14 protein-coding genes are annotated in these 20,571 nt (G+C 42.0%); 7 read left to right on the top strand and 7 right to left on the bottom strand.

Translation table 11 applies throughout. The annotated features are described in order from the left end of the window. Nucleotides 1-199: 199 nt before the first annotated feature. The 5 genes from ACVBDY_RS03015 (at nt 200) to ACVBDY_RS02995 (ending at nt 12,241) form a co-directional block, all read left to right on the top strand. Nucleotides 200-4,345, top strand: a complete 4,146-nt coding sequence (locus tag ACVBDY_RS03015) for a hybrid sensor histidine kinase/response regulator (protein ID WP_447173989.1) — start codon at nt 200-202, stop codon at nt 4,343-4,345. A gap of 201 nt (nt 4,346-4,546) precedes the next feature. After that, nucleotides 4,547-7,558 (top strand): SusC/RagA family TonB-linked outer membrane protein, encoded by a 3,012-nt coding sequence (locus ACVBDY_RS03010; RefSeq protein ID WP_447173988.1) that lies wholly within the window; start codon nt 4,547-4,549, stop codon nt 7,556-7,558. A 23-nt stretch (nt 7,559-7,581) separates the two neighbouring features. After that, complete coding sequence (locus ACVBDY_RS03005; RefSeq protein ID WP_447173987.1) at nt 7,582-9,195, top strand: RagB/SusD family nutrient uptake outer membrane protein; 1,614 nt, start codon at nt 7,582-7,584, stop codon at nt 9,193-9,195. 56 nt (nt 9,196-9,251) lie between these two features. After that, the gene (locus ACVBDY_RS03000; protein WP_447173986.1) at nt 9,252-11,075 is read left to right on the top strand and encodes a glycoside hydrolase family 2 protein; all 1,824 of its coding nucleotides are present in this window, start codon (nt 9,252-9,254) and stop codon (nt 11,073-11,075) included. A gap of 29 nt (nt 11,076-11,104) precedes the next feature. Next, nucleotides 11,105-12,241, top strand: a complete 1,137-nt coding sequence (locus ACVBDY_RS02995) for a glycoside hydrolase family 5 protein (RefSeq protein ID WP_447173985.1) — start codon at nt 11,105-11,107, stop codon at nt 12,239-12,241. A gap of 669 nt (nt 12,242-12,910) precedes the next feature. On the opposite strand, the gene ACVBDY_RS02990 is transcribed toward ACVBDY_RS02995, so the two are convergent. The 7 genes from ACVBDY_RS02990 to ACVBDY_RS02960 all read right to left on the bottom strand — a co-directional run bounded on the left by ACVBDY_RS02990 (nt 12,911) and on the right by ACVBDY_RS02960 (nt 17,938). Further along, nucleotides 12,911-13,675 carry a LytR/AlgR family response regulator transcription factor gene (locus ACVBDY_RS02990; RefSeq protein ID WP_447173984.1) on the bottom strand — a complete coding sequence of 255 codons (765 nt, stop codon included), beginning with the start codon at nt 13,673-13,675 and terminating at the stop codon, nt 12,911-12,913. Further along, nucleotides 13,656-14,678, bottom strand: coding sequence for a sensor histidine kinase (locus tag ACVBDY_RS02985; protein ID WP_447173983.1), 1,023 nt, complete (start codon nt 14,676-14,678; stop codon nt 13,656-13,658). Before ACVBDY_RS02985 ends, ACVBDY_RS02990 begins: the two co-directional genes overlap by 20 nt. Nucleotides 14,679-14,775: 97 nt before the next feature. Then, nucleotides 14,776-15,546 (bottom strand): alpha/beta hydrolase, encoded by a 771-nt coding sequence (locus tag ACVBDY_RS02980; RefSeq protein WP_447173982.1) that lies wholly within the window; start codon nt 15,544-15,546, stop codon nt 14,776-14,778. 28 nt (nt 15,547-15,574) lie between these two features. Beyond that, nucleotides 15,575-16,003: an organic hydroperoxide resistance protein gene (locus ACVBDY_RS02975; protein ID WP_447173981.1), complete on the bottom strand. Its 429-nt coding sequence runs from the start codon at nt 16,001-16,003 to the stop codon at nt 15,575-15,577. A gap of 44 nt (nt 16,004-16,047) precedes the next feature. Next, complete coding sequence (locus tag ACVBDY_RS02970; protein WP_447173980.1) at nt 16,048-16,515, bottom strand: hypothetical protein; 468 nt, start codon at nt 16,513-16,515, stop codon at nt 16,048-16,050. After that, nucleotides 16,512-17,501, bottom strand: coding sequence for a heme-binding domain-containing protein (locus ACVBDY_RS02965; RefSeq protein WP_447173979.1), 990 nt, complete (start codon nt 17,499-17,501; stop codon nt 16,512-16,514). Before ACVBDY_RS02965 ends, ACVBDY_RS02970 begins: the two co-directional genes overlap by 4 nt. A gap of 29 nt (nt 17,502-17,530) precedes the next feature. Beyond that, nucleotides 17,531-17,938 (bottom strand): DoxX family protein, encoded by a 408-nt coding sequence (locus ACVBDY_RS02960; RefSeq protein WP_447173978.1) that lies wholly within the window; start codon nt 17,936-17,938, stop codon nt 17,531-17,533. A 393-nt stretch (nt 17,939-18,331) separates the two neighbouring features. Between ACVBDY_RS02960 and ACVBDY_RS02955 the strand changes: the two genes are divergently transcribed. Then, on the top strand, nt 18,332-18,766 hold the full coding sequence (locus tag ACVBDY_RS02955) for a DoxX family protein (protein WP_447173977.1): 435 nt from the start codon (nt 18,332-18,334) through the stop codon (nt 18,764-18,766). 882 nt (nt 18,767-19,648) lie between these two features. Next, nucleotides 19,649-19,852: a hypothetical protein gene (locus tag ACVBDY_RS02950; protein WP_447173976.1), complete on the top strand. Its 204-nt coding sequence runs from the start codon at nt 19,649-19,651 to the stop codon at nt 19,850-19,852. The last annotated feature ends 719 nt before the right edge of the window (nt 19,853-20,571 follow it).

Below are 20,571 nucleotides of genomic sequence, written 5' to 3'. Positions count from 1 at the left end.
TTTGAAGTAAACGGCCATTCTCAGGGTTGTTATTTTAGCACATGGTGAAGCTTTACAACTATGCCTTAAGACAGTAAAGGAAAGCCCTGTCTATATCGTCAGACAAAAAAAATCGTACTTTTAGGAATGTTGTTCACGGATCAATACTTATTATAGATATAACTTAACAGTTTTTATGTTGAAGCACGACATACATTGTTTGATTAAAAACATAATATACCTCTTACTTTTTGTTGGAGGTAATAACATCCTGCTGGCACAGGATCAGGCTTTGTATTTTGAACATATCAGCTATGATGAGGATTTTTCACCAAGTATGATTTCCTGCCTGGCCCAAAGCGATAAAGGATTTGTCTGGATAGGTACCGAAAACGGATTGTTCAGATATGACGGATATCGCTTTTACCGGTATGTGAGGGACAAGAGCGAGGGTAGTTTAAGCAATAACCATGTGAATGAGATTTTTGAGGACAGTGAAGGGTTATTATGGATAGGCACCAACCACGGGGTTAATCTTTTTAATAAAAACTCGGATAATTTCTCCCCGGTTGACGTTTCTTCCACCAAAGGCGGCAGGAATTATATAAGCTCCTTTGCCGAAGACGATGCTCAAAATGTATGGGTCGGGACTTTTGGTGGTGTCAAAAAATTGAATAAGAAAGATAAGTTGCTGGACAACATTACAAGCGACTCCAATTTCACATTAAATAAGAGCAGGGTACTTTCGTTATTTTATGATAAACAGTATGGGGTTCTGGTAGGCACGGCGGAGGGCCTGCAATGCTTTGATCCTGCAACTGCCGAACTCCGGGAGCTGCCTGAAGTTTTAAGCGGGAACAAGAAATTTTTAAAAGCCAAGGTCTGGAAAATCATAAAGGAGCCTAATGGAGATTTATGGTTTGGCACGGAAACCATGGGTGCTTTTTTATATTCCAAAGCCAAAAACACCCTGGTTCAATATGTGCATCAGTACGATGATAATAATTCTATTTCTTTCAACTGGATTAATGATATCATTACGATTAATGACAATACCGTATGGTTTGCAACAAAAGACGGGTTAAGTGTTTTTGACAAGACCAGAGAAATCTTTACACAATATAAGCATCACCCGCTCAACAATTCGAGTCTTACCGACAATGACATACAATGTTTTTTAAAAGACCGGCATGGATGTATCTGGGCAGGTACGATGGCAGGGGGAATTAATTTTTACAACAAGGCCAATTCGAACTTCACCAATGTAGATGAAACCATCGGGCAGGATTTTGGTTTGAACAATTCTATCGTGCGTGCCCTCGCCAGGGAAAATGATCATGCGCTGTGGGCAGGGACCTATGGAGGAGGGTTGACGTATCTCGATTTTAACCGGCATACTTCCGTCTCCTATATGATTGATGACAAGGTTGATAAAAAGACCAAAAATGTAATCACCGCTTTGATCCGAAAAGATAAAAATCGCCTCGTATGCGGTACCTTTAATGGTTTATATGAATTTGATAAAAGCAGCAAACAGTTCAGTCCGGTTCCGCTTTCTGCCAACGGAAGGGTGGAAGACGAACGCCCTATCACATCTTTACTGATGGACAATGGTGATATTTGGGTAGGGACCGACGGAAATGGCCTGAAGCGGGTACTGAAAGATGGCAGTGTGGAACATTACCTTCATGACAGATCACCGAATTCGCTTTCCGATAATTTTATAATGGATCTGGAAAACAGTAAAGGAGGAATCTGGATCTCAACCCAGAACGGGTTGAATTATTTCGATAAATCCCTTAAAAAAGTAACCCGTATATACAGAACAGGAGGTGGAGCGGCGTCCATTGGAAACAACAGTCTGACGGTATTATTTACCGACTCGGAGGAAAGGTTGTGGATCGGGGGGGATTATGACGGACTTTTCTGTTTTGATCAGTCTTCGGAAACATTTTCAAGGCTTAATAAAGATAAAGGATTTACCAATGCTGCCATAAAGAGTATTACTGAAGACGCCGCGGGAAATATTTGGGTCAGTTCGGAAGATTTCCTGTTTAAGATCAGCATAAAAAATTCATCAAAGGACTTAAAAGAAAATGATTTTGAAATTACAAAATATGCCGATAAAGATGGTGTTTCCGTAAAGCAGTTTTCGTATAACACCGGTGTTGTGCTCAATGAAAACCAGCTGGCTTTCGGTTCCACCAGGGGACTAATTGTTTTTGAACCCGGCAAACTATACAAAACACCCAATGATAGTGAAATAGTTCTTACAACCCTCATTATCAATAATGAAACTATAGAGCCCGATTCCAAAAATGCTATTTTAAAGAAAACAATTTCGGAAACTTCCGAAATTACGATCAATTATGATCAGGGTTATGTGGGACTGGAATTCAGCAGCCTGAATTTTATCAATCCCAAAAAAAACAGGTATGCCTATAAGTTGGATGATGATCTGCGAAAAGACGAATGGCACGATACCGGAACGCAGAACAGGATCAATTTATCAAATTTAAATCCCGGAAACTATTTACTTTCCATAAAATCCACCAACGAGGATAACAGCTGGAACTCCAGGATAAAGACGTTGAAAATACATGTTCTTCCTCCGTGGTGGAAAACGTGGTGGGCCTACCTTATCTATTTTTTATTACTGCTGCTCTGCGGTTTTATCATCTTCAGGTTTGTGAGTAACAGGGTAAAACTAAAAAGAAAATTATTCCTGGAGCATGTGGAAAGCGAGAGGAAGCAGGAAATGTTGAATATGCAACTCAATTTTTTCACGAACATATCCCATGAAATAAGAACACCCTTAACACTTATAAAAGGCCCGGTAGAAGAACTGCTGTCGGCTTCCGCAAAGGACCCGAAAACAGAAAATAAACTAAAGACGATTCAGCAGAATTCAGACCGGCTGTTAAAACTGGTCAATGAATTACTCGACTTCAGGAAATCGGAGAAGGGACTAATGCTTATCCATTGCAAAAAACAGGACATAGTGTCTTTTTGTTTTGACATCTATGAATCCTTTAAAGGATTGGCAGCTAAAAAGAATATCGAGTACAAATTCGTGCTGAATTCCAATTCCATACAAGTGTATTTTGACCGCGATCAATTGGAAAAAGTTATTTTTAACCTGCTCTCCAATGCTTTTAAGTTTACCCGGAAAAACGGGAAAATAGTATTTGCTGTAGAACAACTGGGCCAGGTTGAGAATAAGGTTCTGATAAAGGTAAAAGATAATGGTATAGGTATACCGGAGAATAGTAAGGACAATATTTTTAACCGATTTTTCCAGGTAGATAACAGGGGCATTCACAACATGGGAAGTGGTGTTGGCCTGGCTCTTTCCAAAACTATCGTGGAGCTTCATAAAGGTGAGATAACCGTACTGGAGGAAAAAGAAAGTTGGGCAAATACCGTTTTTCAGATAGCCTTGTTACTCGGGAAAGAACACCTGAATGCCGAGCAGGTCAGTGAAAGTGAAACCGACATGTACAACAGCGTCATAGATGCCGAAAATATTCCCTCAAAGATACCGTTAGGGCTTGAAGAGGAAGATGATACGGAATTCACTTTTAAAGATTTTGATCCCAATAAAAAAACGGTTTTTACGGTAGAAGATAATGACCAGGTCAGGAAATTTATAAACAACATTCTGGAAGAGGAATATAATGTGTTGGATTTTTCCAACGCCAAAGATGCCATTTCATACATGCAAAAGGAAATACCGGACCTGATCATCAGTGACATCATGATGCCGGAAATGGATGGTTTACAATTTTGCAAGTATGTCAAAACCAGCGAAAGCACCAATCACATCCCCGTAATATTATTGACGGCCAAAGCTTCCGTAGATAACAAGATAGAAGGTTTGTCCACCGGTGCGGATGCTTATATCTCAAAACCCTTCAGTACCAAAGTTTTGATGTTGAGTATTCAGAACCTGCTTAAATCCAAAGAAGTTTTCCGCCAGAAGTATAGTGGTAATTTTATTGTAGATTCCGATCTCGACACGCTGACCACCCCCGAAGAACTATTTCTTAAAAAGCTCATGAAAATTATCGGGGAGAACATAGAAAATCCCGATTTTGATGTAAGCATGCTTGTTGATAAAATTGGTATGAGCAGAACTGTGCTATACAAAAAGGTCAATACCCTTACCAATCATTCCGTAGCCAGTTTGATCAAACAAGTCCGGTTGAAAAAGGCGGCCGACATTATTTCAAAAACAACATATCCAATTTCGGAAGTGGCCTTTATGGTTGGTTTCAACGACAGGAAGCACTTCAGTAGAGAATTTAAAAAAGTATATAAGGTTTCTCCTACGGCCTATAAAAATTCTGATTACACCACAGAATAAGTATTGCCGCATAATACGGGTTCAAACATCCTTTGAGAGGCTTTTATAGCTCAAAAGGATGTTTTTTGTTTTGTGTAATATTTTGAAATTCACGTATTTATTAGGGTAAATACATTTTTACCCCTACAAACGAATATATAAATCCCCTCTACAAAAACAGAATAGATCATATTTGTTTTTCGATAAACCAACTTTAAACACATGAAAAACCAAAAACAGAAAAATGTTCTTTTACAATTTGCGGATCATCTGCGGTGGGGCCTGATCGTTTACATCTGCCTTGTGTTTACGTCTGCGTATGCTCAGGATAATACAATAACCGGGAAGGTGGTCGATGATACCGGCTTACCGCTTGGAGGCGTTAATATTCTGATCGAAGGCACGGCAACGGGAACACAAACGGATTTTGACGGGAACTATACGATTAATGCATCACCGGGTCAGAAACTCCTATTTTCGTTTGTAGGGATGAAATCCGTTTCCGTAACGGTAGAAAACCAGGATGAGATAAATCTGACCATGGAAAGTGATAATCTGCTGGACAATGTTGTGGTTATCGGGTACGGAACCAAGAAGAAAAGCGATGTGATCAGTTCTGTAGTACGGGTAGAAACCGAAGACCTCGTTAAAGTGGCTACATCAGACATCGGGGAAATGCTGCGGGGAAAAGCGGCAGGGGTACAAGTTACCCTGGCCAGTGGAGCCCCGGGTGGGTCTTCTACGATTCGCATCAGGGGGCAACGTTCCATTACCGGTGGTAATGATCCTATTGTCATTGCCGATGGGGTACGGATAGGAAGCATCAATGATATTAATGCTAATGACATCGAATCTCTGGAAGTCCTGAAAGATGCCGCGGCACAATCCATTTACGGAGCCCGGGCCTCCAACGGGGTAATCCTGATTACGACCAAAAGGGGAAAGGAAGGAAGAATGAGCGTATCTTACAATGGCTTTTCCGGACTCCAGACCATCGACAGAAATTTTGATATCTATAGCGGGGAAGAATTCGTCCAATTAAAAAGGGAAGCATTCCGGACTAACAACGGAGGTGTCTACAGGCCGGATGCTGATATATTCTCCACGCTGGAGTTGGAAAGTGTAGAAAGCGGGAATTTTATCAATTGGGAAGATTTGATTTTACGTACGGGACAAACTCAGAATCACGCCCTGAACATTTCTTCCGGCACGGAGAAATTCAGCATATTCAGCAGTGTCAATTATATAAATACAAAAGGAGTTATCCCTAATTCCGATTATGATAAAGTAGGCGTGCGGCTGAATGCGGACCAAAAGATCCGGGATTGGCTGAAAATCGGGCTGAATACCTCATTTCAATTTTCCGAAACCAATAATCCGAACAACAGTGGAGTGTTGCTCAATGCAATTACTACGGCACCCCTGGGGCGGGTATATAATGATGATGGTTCCCTGCGTTGGTTGCCCGGCGGATTTGAAGAGAACAAAAATCCGTTGATTGACCTGAACGAAACGACAAACCTGATTAAAAACAGGAATGATATTTTAAATGTTTTTGTAGATGTCATGCCCTTCGAAGGGTTTAAGTACAGGTTAAATGCCAGTAGACGGTCCTGGAATTACAAAAGGTATTCGTACAATACTTCCAGGTCACTGGCCGGGATAGCCAGGAACGGACAGGGAAGCGGAGCCATCCAGTTTCAGGATAATGTAGAATGGCAGATCGAAAATATTCTGACCTATGACTTCAGTATAAAAGAAGTAAATCATTTTGCCATTACCGCGGTACAGAGTGTTTCCGAAACGGAATATAACAATTTTGTAAACGAGGCAGACAGGATTCCCAACGATATTCTGGGTATCAAGGGACTTGAAGGCGCATTTTTGAACACACCCTCCATTTCCGGAAATAAGAGAGGTATCGTTTCCGCAGTGGGAAGGATAGAATATGATTATGACAATAAATATTATTTAACGATTTCCGGAAGGGCTGATGGCTCTACCGTATTCGGAAGAAATAATAAATGGGCATTTTTCCCTGCTACCAACCTGGGATGGAATGTACACCGGGAAGATTTCATGAAGAATATCAGTGAGATCAATAACCTGAAATTGCGGTTCAGCTACGGAAGTGTGGGGAATGAAGGGATCAGCCCTGGTCAGAGTCAAAGTACAGCAGATCAGAGAGATTATGTGATAGACGGAGACCGTGTTTCCGGGTATGTGCCTGGAAGTACATTACCCAATCCTGATTTGAAATGGGAGACCTCCACCACTTTCAACGCCGCCATAGACCTGGGACTTTTCAATAACAGGATTACCTCAACCGTAGAGTATTACAATACCCGGACAAAAGATCTGCTGGTAGCGGAAGCGCTTGACCCTTCGTCCGGCTATACCTCAAAACTGACCAATATCGGTGAAATAGAGAATACGGGGATAGAAGTCACGTTTAATGCAGATATTATCAGGAAAGAAGATCTTAAGGTAAACCTGGGAGCCTCATTTACCAAAAACAGAAATAAGATAGTCAGTCTTTACGGAGAAGATGCCGATGGAGACGGAAGAGAAGATGATGATGTACTGAACCGCAGGTTTATCGGAGAACCTATTGGTGTTTTCTACCAATACAAACCCATCGGGATATTCCAGGAAGGGGAAAACATTGCAGGTTCTGCCCAGCCCCTGGCACTTCCGGGTGATATAAAACTACAGGATACGAACGGTGACGGGTTGATCAACGACCAGGACCGTGTCATTACTTCACAGGCCCCGGATTGGTTTGGAACACTTTCCGTCGGCGCAGAATATAAAGGTTTTGATATGTCTGCCGATATATACACGGTGCAGGGAATCATTAGAAATAATCCGTTCCTGTACGGATATCTGGAAGGAGGATCTTTACGAGGTATTAAAAACGGAATCAAGCAGAACTATTGGACACCGGAAAATCCCGGGGGCGATTTTCCCAGGCCCAGGGAAGGAAATGATCCCGGCAATATTTATTTCCTGGGACTACAGGACGCGTCTTATGTAAGGTTACAGAATATTACGCTGGGGTATACCTTACCGGAAGATATACTTTCCAGGTTCGGCTTGACCAACCTGAGAATATATACTACCGGGAGCAACCTGGTAACCATTACGGATTTTCAATCTTTCAGCCCGGAAAGAAACCCCAATGAATACCCCGAACCGGTTACGGTAGTGGTGGGACTACAATTCGGGTTTTGATAAATAATAATAAAAATAAACAGATGAAAAATACTAAATATATATTCCTCTCTTCTCTTTTAACGGCATTATCATTATTATCATGCAAGTCGTTCCTCGAAGAAGAAATAACAGACGAAGTTTCCGTAGATTTCATTTATAATTCACCCGAAGGACTGGAAGTTGGCGTAATTGCGCTTTATAACAGGATGCGATTGTATAATGTTCCTTCAGGAGATAACAACAATTTGAAATCCAACGTGTTCTTTCTGGCAGCCACAGACCTGGGCTTGCACAGAACCTGGTTTACCCCATACGGTTCCACTACACATACACCTGCTGTATTTCCGGCAGATAAATGGAATAATGCCTATCGGATCATAGACCGGGCATCGGCTATTATTACCAGTGCCAGGAATATAGAAATGGAGGAGAGCGCGAAAAATAAATTAGTAGCACAGGCCAGGGTAATCCGGGGAGAATTATACCTGGACCTAATAAGGATGTACGGGAATATTATAATAGATACCGTTCCGACTACTCCCCAGAACATCAACGATCCTGTTGTTTACGAAGCCGCAACCGAAGAAGCTGTTTTCGGGGTGATAAATCAGGACCTTGATTTTGCCGTTCAATACCTGGACTGGCAGGTGCCTGATGGACGCTACGGGCAAGGCATAGCCAGGCATTTACGGGGAAAAGCAGCGATGTGGACAAGTGATTGGCAGGAAGCGGCAGGCCAGTTCGATACCATTATAAACAACGGAACACATCAACTTGTAGGTATTAACCAGGTTTTTGGCGCCGATGTAAACCATAACGAGGCCCTCTTCGTGTACCAGAAAGATCAACTGCTGGGAGACGGAGACGATCTTGCAGGGGGAGGAGGTTCCTGGTTGGGAAGTGTATTTAACCAAAGACTGTATGAAAAGCAGTCCGGTGAAGTTGACGGACAAGCAGAAGTCAGTATTGACGCTGAGTACGGCGGACAGTCCCTGGGCTGGTTCTTTCCCAATACGTACCTGAACGGATTGTATGATAAGGAAAACGACCTCCGGTTTTCAACCTATTACTGGCCCGAGGACTATAAGGAATACACCGTAAATAACCCCGAGCACCCCAACTTTGGTCAGCCTATTACCGAACCGGAGGATAACTACAGGAGGTTTCACTGGAGCCTGAAGAAATATGCCGATTTCGAGACCAAACTGCCCAACACCAACGAGAGTTATAAGAATTATATGTACTATAGGTTTGCCGAAACCTTATTACTGGCCTCCGAAGCATATCACAATCTTGGAGAAGACGGTATTGCCCTGGAGTATATGAATAAAGTAAGACGCAGAGGATATGGCCTTGATCCGGATACTGTTGCTCCGACCGTAGATTTTACTTCCTGGACACTCGAAGATTATCTGGAAGAATCGGCCCGGGAGCTCGCCTTTGAAAATAACCGGTGGTTCCTGTTAAAACGGTTGGGTATCCTGGGAGAACGAATTTCACTGCACTACAGGAATGGCGATAATTCTACCGCCGAGGCCAATGACGCGAACAACAGTGAGACTCCCTGGCAGTCACATTTTGTAAATTGTCCCATACCACAAAGCCAGATAGATATTATGGGAAGCAGCGCATCCCAGTTCAATACCGGTTATTAAGAAGTCAAATGAGTTTTAGTACAACCCATAAGTTTTTGAATTTAAAAGAACACCTCATGTTAAGAAGAATAATTTTAGCCCTTATCGTCTTTACCATATTTCACGGCCATGGGTATGGTCAGGAAACCATTCAGAATGTTTATGGCAGGACATTTCTGAGTCTTAACGGTCCGTGGAATTATATCATGGACCCCTACCAGATGGGATACCTGGATTACAGGCAAAAACCGTTTGATGAAAGCAAGTCGGGAAAAGGTGGGTTTTACGATAACCTTACCGATGTGGACAAAAGCACAAAAACAGAATATGATTTTACGTATGCCCCGACCCTGGAAGTTCCGGGGGACTGGAATTCACAGGAAGAAAAACTTTCGTTTTATGAGGGCACGTTGTGGTATAAAAGGGATTTTATCATTTCCCCGGATAGCAGTAAACATTATCTCCTTTATTTCGGGGCGGTAAACTATGAATGCCATGTGTACCTGAACGGAAAAAAGCTGGGAGTCCACAAAGGCGGTTTTACCCCGTTTCAGTTTGATGTTTCCGGAAAGCTCAACGACGGTAATAACTTCGTGGTGCTTATGGTAGACAATACCCGTAAAAAGGACGAGATCCCCACAGTCAATACCGATTGGTGGAATTATGGTGGAATCACCAGGGATGTGATGCTCGTCGAAACTCCGCGAACCTATATTAAAGATTACAAGGTACAACTGGGCAAAGACAACCAGGATTTTATAGAAGGATTTGTTCAGGTACAGGGAACGGATAAACCGGAAAACGTTGTGCTGGAAATTCCGGAACTCAATATAAAATCAGCCTATATGACCGATGAAAATGGCCGGGCAGATTTCAGGCTCCGGGTGCGGAAAGTAGCCTACTGGTCGCCCGAGCATCCGAAATTATATAACGTCACCATCACATCCGGGAGTGATAAAATTGATGATAAAATAGGCTTCCGGACCATTAAGACAATAGATAAGGATATCTTTCTCAATGGAGAATCCATTTTCCTTAAAGGGATCTCCGTACATGACGAAAATCCGATTTTGGGCGGAAGATTACGATCCGAAGGAGATATGAGGATGATGCTCAACTGGGCCAAAGAACTAGGATGCAACTATATCCGGCTGGCACATTATACACACAATGAAACCATGCTTCGCCTGGCAGATGAAATCGGTTTGTTGGTCTGGGCGGAAATCCCGGTGTACTGGACGATATCCTGGGCGAATCCCCATACCTATGCCAATGCTGAAAATCAACTCACCGTGGGTATAGAAAGAGATAAAAACAGGGCCAGCATTATTATCTGGTCGGTGGGAAATGAGACCCCGGTAAATGAAGAGAGAAATATTTTTATGGGACGCCTGGTCGACAAGGCAAAAAGCCTGGACGATACAAGATTAGTGGCAGCCGCACTAGAAGTAGAGAGGGAACGATATACCATAACGGTAGAAGATCCCCTCGGCGATAAGCTGGACCTGGCCAGTTTTAATGAATACGGAGGCTGGTACTGGTCTGCCGCGAAAGAATTACCGAAGTATTCGTTTGATATCAGGTTTAACAAGCCGGTTATAATTTCCGAATTCGGGGCCGGAGCATTGGCCGGGTTTCACGGAAATGAAGATACGATCTGGAGCGAAGAACACCAGGAACTGGTATATATCAACCAGATTAAAATGCTCGAAAAAATAGACGGGCTTCGTGGCATGACCCCCTGGATACTGGTGGACTTTAAATCGCCGAGACGTCAACATCCTGTTTATCAGGATTTCTGGAACAGAAAGGGCCTGATATCCAATACCGGGAAGAAAAAAAAGGCGTTTTACGTCCTGCAACAATACTATAAAACAAAGAAAATGGGGAAAACTAATTGACCCCGTTGTAATATTAAAAACATATAAAAATGAAATATAAATTCAGACTTTTCGCATTATTGGTCCTCCTGACATCCTGCTCCTGTTCTCAGGATGAAAAGATCGTTTTTGTAGACGGAGAAGAAGCCTTGGGACAACCTGTCGATTCGGAATTCCCGACTGCACGGGAAATTATCCTGGACATGGAAGCCGGTTTTAATTTAGGCAATACCTTCGACAACGGGATTAATGAAACCACATTCCCAGGCATTAAGCCTATAGTTGATTTATATAAAGATGCAGGCATGAAACATATTCGTATTCCCACCACCTGGATGGACCGTTTTGAAGATCACCTGGCGGACAATGAAGGGAACATTAATTTTGATCACCCCAGGTTCCTGGAACTCGTTCAGGTTATTGACTACGCGATTGATAACGACATGTATGTAGTTTTAAATACACATCATGAACACTGGCTCAAGGATTACTATGACGGATCCGCCGGGTTTGACACTAAATTCCGGACCCTGTGGACAGGGATAGCAACTTATTTTAAGGATTACCCGGTGAACCTGATTTTTGAGGTCCTCAATGAGCCCGAAGGGAATTTAGGAGAAAATGATGGTTCCGGACCCTTTCCCGACCCTACCGACCCCACTGCGCTGGAATACACCAGGAAAGTAAATAAAGTCGGCTATGATGCTATCAGGGCCACCGGGGGTCATAATACTACCCGAATTGTAATGGTCGGCACAAACGGACAGGGAAACGCATCGTATATTGATGAAGTCTATCCGAACCAGATGAATCTTCCGGGGGAAGGGGCAGACCCGTATTTAGCGATTCAGGTACATAATTATTCGCCCTGGTCCTTTTGTGGGGAAACAGGTAGCAATGCCGCTTTTCCGGGAAATTCTTTCTTTGAGGATGGAATTCAGGAAGTCAGCGTGCACTCTACCATATTGGATGTACCTGTGAATTACGGCGAATTTGGAGTGGGGAGAAGTGGCAACACAGCCGAACGCAATACAGACCTGGTCCGGGGATATTACAAAACGATGGCCAATGGCATATTAGGACAGTCCATGTCCTACAGTGTCTGGGACGACCGCGGATGGTTCGGACTGGTTAACAGTTCCGGGATTGAATTTACTTATGGAATAGTGCCTTTTATGTTGCAATAATTTTGATAAGGATAAATTTCACGCTGGATTTCCCGGATTCGTGTTGAGCGTATCTGATTCCTGTCTATCAGAACAATTTTCAGGCTTTCCGGGAATATTAAAAATGGAAAAGGTGTTCTGTAAGGGGTGTAGTAGAGTTATTTCCCTTTTTCGGTTAACCTGTATCGCTGTTTATTATTTTTTAAACTTACCCGGAATAGTAAGTTTTATTAAATCTTGCTTGAAATGTATTATAGTATTTTTTAAGTACAAATATTGTTTTTATAGATCGATATGTATACATGGCGGAATAATTCATATCCCGAAATATCTTCCCTTATTCGCTCCACCAATTGTTTGTAATAAATGGGGCAGATTCTATTTAAATAAAGGAGAAAATCATTTTATTGATCTCCTCCTTTCTACCTGCGAAGTAATTTAAAACTACTTTATTTATAAATCCATTAGAGTGTGATATCATCCTAAATATCTTCTACCAGAGCATCCGGCTTATTGTTAAAAGCGAAGTGATTGAAAAGCTGCACGTAGTTCTTCTGTAAATAATAGAGATTCTTCCCATGAAGGAAAGTGTCCGCCTTTTGTAACTTCATTGAAGTAAATCAGGCGGGGATAAGCACGCTCGGCCCAACTTTTTGGAGCTTGATAAATTTCTCCCGGAATAGAAGCAACTTACCTCCCGTCGAGCCATTGTAAAAAAGTCGTTGTTTTTTCTTTTCCGATCAGTAAATTTTCCGGTGTGGGAATTCTGAGCTTTACCAGTAATTTTCTAGAGAAATAGTGCTCTACTTCTTTAACCGCTGAAAACTGAATCAGATACTGGCGGTTCAACCTGTAAAATTGTTTCGGGGAGAGTTGTTGCTGCAGCTGGTCCAGGGATTGGTTGCTGTCATATTCTACGCCTTCAAAGGTAACCATTGTCGGCATATGGTACTTGATATAAATATAGGCTATATGCTCCGTAGGTAAGATCGTATATTTTTCATTTTTAAACACCAGGAAACTCTTTTTTCCTTCATCAACCCCGATTTTTTGAATCAGTTGGTCCAGATCAATACCGGAAGTGTCTTTCTGAAAAAAATTCTTCAGAGCCTCTACGCGCTCAAAGGCTTTTTCCAGTTCATTTTCAGAAAACGGTTTAAGCACATAATCAATACCATTGGCTTTTATAGCTTCAATACCATACTCTCCATACGCAGTACAGAAGATTACCGGACAGGTGATTTTCACATTCTTAAAAATCTCGAAACAGCTACCATCCGAGAGTTGAATATCCATAAAAATAAGGTCGGGCAACTTGTGTTCCGCAAAATAAGATATTGCCCCGTCTACACTTTGCAATTTGGTAAGAATTTCTGCTTCAGGTCGCAACTTTCCGATCATATGTTCCAAAGATCGCGCGGCTTTTAATTCGTCCTCAATGATAATGATTTTCATAAACCACAGGTAATTTTATAGTGAAATTCTCTTCATCCGCAACAATGGTTACAGATCGGTTCAGCAAATGATTATAACGCTGCCGGATGTTCTCCAGACCTAAGCCGGTAGACGATTCCCGTATTCTTTTGACTTGTATCCTGTTGCTTACTACTAAGGTATCTCCTTCCGAATTTATGGTGATATGCAAGGGTTTGTCTATGGATACCACATTGTGTTTGATGCAATTCTCAATCAGTAACTGCAATGTAAAGGGAGGGATCAGGGAGTCATATACTTTTTCATCAATAGTAACAGCAATGGATATCCCTTCTTCAAACCTGGCTTTAAGCAGGTACATATACGCATGAACGATTTCCATTTCTTCGGACAGCCGAATCAGGTCGTGTTTTCGGTTTTCAAGGGTAAAGCGGTAAAAATCAGATAACTTCAGAATGAAATTTACAGCTTGTTCATCCCCCGTTTCCACCATATATTTTAGTGTGTTCAACCCATTGAATAAAAAATGAGGATTGACCTGCTGCCTCAACAGTTCATACTGGGCCCAGATATTGGCAGAAGTACTTCGTTCCAGTTCTATATTTACCTGTTGGTTCAGATAGTTTTGATACAGTAGTTGTGTAAACAGGTAAAAGGTCATATTGATAAGGATACCACGCACTTCGAACATTAGGATTACGGCCCCGTAATTCGGATAGGGGACCAGGTACTGTTGTATTCCGGCAAGAACAAGCATGACCGCAAGTCCCACTCCGATACCTTTGAATAAGCGTGGGGTCAAAAATCCCTTAAAACCTTCCTTACCCGCATAAGCCGGGAGTGTCCTTATGTTGTAATACCAGATAATAACCGAAAAAGAAGCGGTGACACAAGCATCGACAATAACCCTGATCCATTCAAAATCCTGGTCGGCAATTTTGGGGATTGCTGCCAGTATTCCCAGAAATATGGAACTCAGCCATATGAGTTTTCCGGATATCCTGAATGTTGGTGTCGTACGCATACAAAACGAAAGAATGTATAAATGTATTAAACGGTTTCCTTATGTTTGGAAAAACCTGCGCCCTTTTTGAATTTGTTTTCCGAGGGCGCAGGATATTTTAACTTATTCGGAAGCCTGGATGATAACTTCCGCGACCTCTTTGGGCCGAGAAAGAAATACAGCGTGACTGGCTCCCCTGATCTCTGTTATTTCCGTGCCCGCTCTTTTGTACATATTTCTTAGGATTTTCAGGGTTGATGCTTTTATCTTCCGTACCCACAATACCGAAGGAAGGTTTGCTATGCCAGGCTGCCTCAGAAACTTTTTCCGTAAAGCTTTTGGCTGCAATAGGCTGTTGAGCATCAGCCATAAACTGTGCTTGTTTTTTGGAGAGGTCGGCCGCAAAACCTGCATGGAATTTGGCTTTATCAAAATATACAAAGCCGTTTTCATCCGGGGGCAACAATCCGCTTTCCGGAGCCGCCGGGGCCGATTCTACCCATTGCAGGGTGGTTTCTCCCTTATCCGGTTGAAAAGCATCTACATAGACCAAAGCGGCTACGTTAGCACGCGTTCCGGCCTCGGTAATTACCGTTCCGCTCCAGGAATGTCCTGCCAGGACCACTTTACCGTCAATGCGGTCAAGAGCACGGTTTACTGCCGTTACGTCATCAGCAAGCGAGGTCAGTGGAATCTGAACAATGGTTATGTGGTATCCTTTTTTCTTCAGTATCTGATAGACAGGTTGCCAGCCGGAACGATCCGCAAATGCCCCGTGCACCAATACGACATTTTCAGCTTTAGCGTCCTGGGCCTGTAACGAATTATTGCTGAAAGACAGTACTGCGGCAAACAAGGCGACAATACAGGTTTTAATTCTTGTTTTCATTTTTTATATGATTTAAAATTAGCGAACTTTACGAAGAGGCCAGTTGTACGGTAACCTCTATATTGTTTCGTGTAGCTTTGGAATACGGGCAGGTTTGATGTGCTATGGCAATTAACTCTTCAGCCTGTTTTGTGTTCATACCGGGCAAATGAACAGATAAGCGGGCCCGTAGTTGAAAGCCTTCATCATTCGTACCTAAATCTACCTCGGTATCTATGGCTGTTCCTTCGGGCAGTTTTAATTTTTGCTGACGCGCGGCATGTCCTAAAGCCCCTAAAAAGCAGGCCGACCAACCGGCGGCAAACAACTGTTCCGGGTTGGTGCCGTTGCCTTTAGCCCCGGGAGTGGATAATGTAATGTTGAGGCGGCCATCGGAGCTACGTGATGTCCCCTCTCTTCCGCCAATAGTGTGTGTTTTTGCGGTATACAATACCTCCTGAATGTTTGTATTCATCATTTCTGTTTTTATAGATTAACCTTTTTTATAGTTTTCTTTAAGGGTCAGGGAATTACAGCCGGGCGATATTCCAGCAGGTAGGCGATCCGGTCTTTGGTTTGCAACTGACGTCCGTCTACCGGTAACGGAGTTCCTTTTTCTACAGTATAATCGAACCGGAGATAGCCTTCCTTATCTTTAGTAACCTGAAGTGTTTCCACCGCTATGAGGTCTTCATTAATGTCACTCCCAAACCAGCGTGGGCTTTCCCTGTATTTCCAGGTGACATACGTATATTTTTCTCCTACCGTATGGTGCCCGTTCCCTTTCAGAGCGGTATCATAAGCCAAAGTGTTTCCGTACAAGATTGCCATACTGTGAAGTTGCGGGTTCAATGCAGTGGTAATGACCCTCATTTTTCCAGCATTAAAAACTTCGTAGCCACCCGCTGTTGAAGAAGTTGAACTTTGCCGGCAACCTGACCATAGCAGTAAACCTGTGAGTAAAAGACTGTATTTAATTTGTGATTTCATGGTGCTGTTTTCGTTTCGGGTTTTGTTTCTAAAGGAATATTAAAAAGGTATCCGGTTTCTTTGGCCCGTAGCCTGTGACAACCAATGCAGGAGGTCTTGGCAAAATCTGCCGTTTCTCCGTAAGGTGTAAGTTCCAGGGTAGAGAACTTGGCAAATCCCCAGCCTTCGGTATTGGTATACTTCCGGGCATTTTTTTCCATAATCTGAACGTTGACAAATTTGCCGGGAAGTATTTCCCCGTGTTTGCCTTCTACTTGTTCCCAAACAGCCTTGGCGACAATAGCACCGTCCGGAAACGGATTGATCTGCTTTTCTTTTAAGGCTTTAATTGTTATGGCATTTCCATAATTTACCCGAATAGTATTATCATATAAGGTGGTCATACTCATTACTTCCCAATGTTTAAAATCATCCCTGTACACTACACCATTTGGAGATATAGCCGATGTATCTGTTTTTTGCTGTAAATCCCTCCAGATGTCGAATTCCTTATCAGCACTTTCTTTGCGGAGGGTATCCTTTACAATGACACCGGTGTTCAGACCACGCACATAGAGCTCTATGGTCTGAATATCCGCTTCGGTAATTTTAGCCTCCGGATGTACTGCCAGGTAATGCGGTAAAGGCATTTTTCCGGCCTTTACCATATTGAGTACAGCCCAGAGTTTGCCTTTTAAAGCCCCGGGAGGAAGGTCGTTCCATTGCGAAATATTCATGGCAGCCCTAGCCCTCAGAACATCTTCTTTAACCAGCCACGAAACCGGGGCCACCTTGTCGTACCAGCTTAAATTTGCGGTGTTGGAATGACAATTAAAACAGGAGCGTTCCAGAATTTTGTGTACTTCCTTGGGCAATGCGGTAGTGGTCTTTCCCGGCAGGTTGTCTATTGGTTTTCCGGTAAACTGTATCCCGATGAAAAGGAGAACAACGCCTGCCCCGGCCAGTTGAAATACCCGTTTCCGGTTTCTTTTCTTTTGAAGTTTCATAATATCGTATTTTTATTATTTGTTAAGGACTAAGGGAAAGAGCGAATAATCCGAAAGGTCTGCTCCTCAGCCTGTTTACGGAACGTTACGTATGCGGTCAAAACGATGAGAAAAGCGATAACCGGGGCAATGATTTCGGCGGTGCCAAAGACCACCCAACCGGAGATCAGGGCAAAAACAATATCAAAGAAAAGGCCTGCAAAAACCCATTCCTTGATCCACAACAGACTCTTATAGTCGGGAAGCAGTAGTGCCAATACACCCGATAGTTTGGCGATACCGAGCGTGGTAATAAAATAAGCAGGATATCCCAGAGCTATGCTCTTGTCCCACACCACCGGGTTTCGGGTCAGTTCAAAAAATCCACTGGCACCAAACCAAAGTGCAGTGCAAATTACTGCTATCCGATATACCCATTTCGTTTTATTAGTTTTCATTATATTTATTTTTTGTGATTTGACAGGACAAAAGTGGCAGCATCAGGGAGCAAAACAAACCGGAAAGTTATGAGTTGGACATAATGGGATCTGAAATGGACAATATGGTACCAGGGAAAACAATACAGGTCAACTATCCTGGGAGCAAATTCAAAAGGGATCAGAAAAAACATTACAGTATTGTTAGTGGCGGAAACAATAGCCTTGGCAGGTGCCATTTTTCCGTATGGGAAGTAGATAACCGATAGTCGTTAGGTTGGCCAAATCGCCCTAATCCCATTGGCCTTGTTCTGCATATCTCAAATTGATAGTATAAAAGTATCGGGCTGGAAGTCATCGATCAAACCCCGGTAATAGACATTAAACCATTATAACAACATGAAGACATTTAATATGAAAAAAACAATCAAACTGTATTTACGATTGGCGATCGCCATCGGATTTTTATCGGCTGTAGCAGACAGGCTCGGGTTTTGGAGCAAAGAAGTATCGGTTTGGGGAAATTGGGACGAGTTTCTGGATTACACTCAATTATTAAATCCATGGGCACCGGAAGGATTAATATCAACCCTGGGATTTATAGCCACAGCGGCAGAGGTAGTTTTTGCTTTGTTTCTCCTGATTGGCTTTAAAACCGAATTGTTCGCAAAGCTCAGTGGTATTTTATTGCTATTGTTTGCATTATCAATGACATTCTCTACAGGTATCAAAGGCGTATTCGACTTTTCGGTTTTAACAGCTTCGGCAGCTTCCTTTGCACTGGGAACAATAAAAGAAAAATATTTGGAACTCGATAGTTTATTAGTCAAGGATCAAAATAAATTGTAATGTAACAATTATAGAATACGGATTCTTAGAAACTATGAAAACCTGTTTTTGCCCTATTCCTTTTTTAGTACTTTTTATTAGCATCTGCTTAACCGTATGGACATAGAATAATGATATGAACAAAAAACCTGAAAATGAATCTGAGACTGAAAATTAAGGCATCCAAATCTCATATATGATCGCAGGATTTACTGTTTAAAAATCCGTCTATTGTGTTAAAGTACCCTCCTTTCTTGTTTAAAACACCAAGGTTTTAGTTTATTTTTCACTATTTTTGTTTAATACACTGGCATTTTTGTTTATCCCAGTCATTTTTAAACAGAATAGTCTGGATTTCTGTTTATCCCCGCTCGTTTTTGTTTATATCTGCCCGTTTCTGTTTAAAAATGCGACACTTGATATCAATCCGCGGAAAAACGAATTCATTTGCCTGATTTTTAAACAGAAACCCCACTGCTTTTGTTTAAATCCCCCGGTTTTTGTTTACTTTACACCTCATTTTGTTTATATATCTGTGTTTTTGTTTAAAAACCTCTTTTATTTACAGTTTTTGATCCTTTTTAATTAAAACAGGAGTGTTTTTTGTTTAAATTTTCCTGTTTTTATATCAGTTTTCTCATTTTTAAACATTTTTTGCCGTTTTTAAACTTTCTTCTTCTTCTGTTTTATTAGATAACTATCTTAAAAACAAGGTTTTATGTATATAAAAGTACAGTATATACATCATAAACAGTTTCTGAAATTAATAAAAGTGAAATAAATACATTAGAAGGAACTGAGAATATAAATTAAAATGCTGCCAATTCCGCCTTTTCATTTTGAATCATCCGGAACTGCAAAACGCAGGATAAACTATTTTATAAAAAATCATCACAGCACAGTTTGGGCTTTGATTTTAACACGGGGGAGGAAGTATCCATGAGACAGGGGTTCTTTGTTGTCGAAGAGTCCGTCTACTTTTCCGTAAGCCTACCCGAAGGGAATTATAAAGTGACCGTAGAACTGGGAAGTGACGATTCTCTGTCAAACAATACGGCCAAGGCCGAATTCAAACGGAATATGCCGTGCCGGTTGAAGACATACTAGAAGCATAATAGGTTAAAAAAGAGAGTTTTATAGCGAACCTCAGAAGTATTCAGATCGGGAACGGAGAAGAGGTTTGTTCAAAGCAAGGAAGAGATTTGAAAAAATACGGTCCCGGATCAAAAAAGAAGATTATCTCAATATTGATTTTGGCCATAACAACCAAAAACGAAAAGGGAGAGAGATGGCTTCCGCCCGTATTGTACCGATCCCGGTGCTGCACTGTATTTTTCATTAAAGCACACCCGCACACTAAAGAGTTGTCCTTGCCGGATAACCTTTATCCGGATGTTTCCGTAAAGTCAAGGCCAGCCCTATCAAGGACGGCGACAAATTTTTAGCAAACGATGTCGAAATAATCTTTCCTCCCTCAAAAACAGTATCCTGCTGCAGCAAAATCGGATGTTTGTACACCTATTTTCGAACTTTTACAACTTCCCTTGTCTCTACATTTGAAACATGAAAAACAATAAAATAAAAACCCGATCGGTGGAAATATTCCTCGTTGCATTGATCATCGTTGTGGGGTTGTTGATCATATACTTTAGTTATTGAATGTGTACGACCAAAGACACAAACGGACAGAAGAAGGGGGTATTTTCCCGGATGGGGAATAGCAGCCGTCTCCCGGACAAAGAATAAAAAGTAAAAAGGGTAGCGTAATAAGCAAAAATGGTTAACCCGATCACAGTATAACAGACATGATTTAAAAGTTTTATCTA

Source organism: Sinomicrobium halophytocola (genome assembly GCF_052983395.1).
Note: the sequence above shows the minus strand (reverse complement) of the source record. Positions and strands in the feature narration are given on the sequence as shown.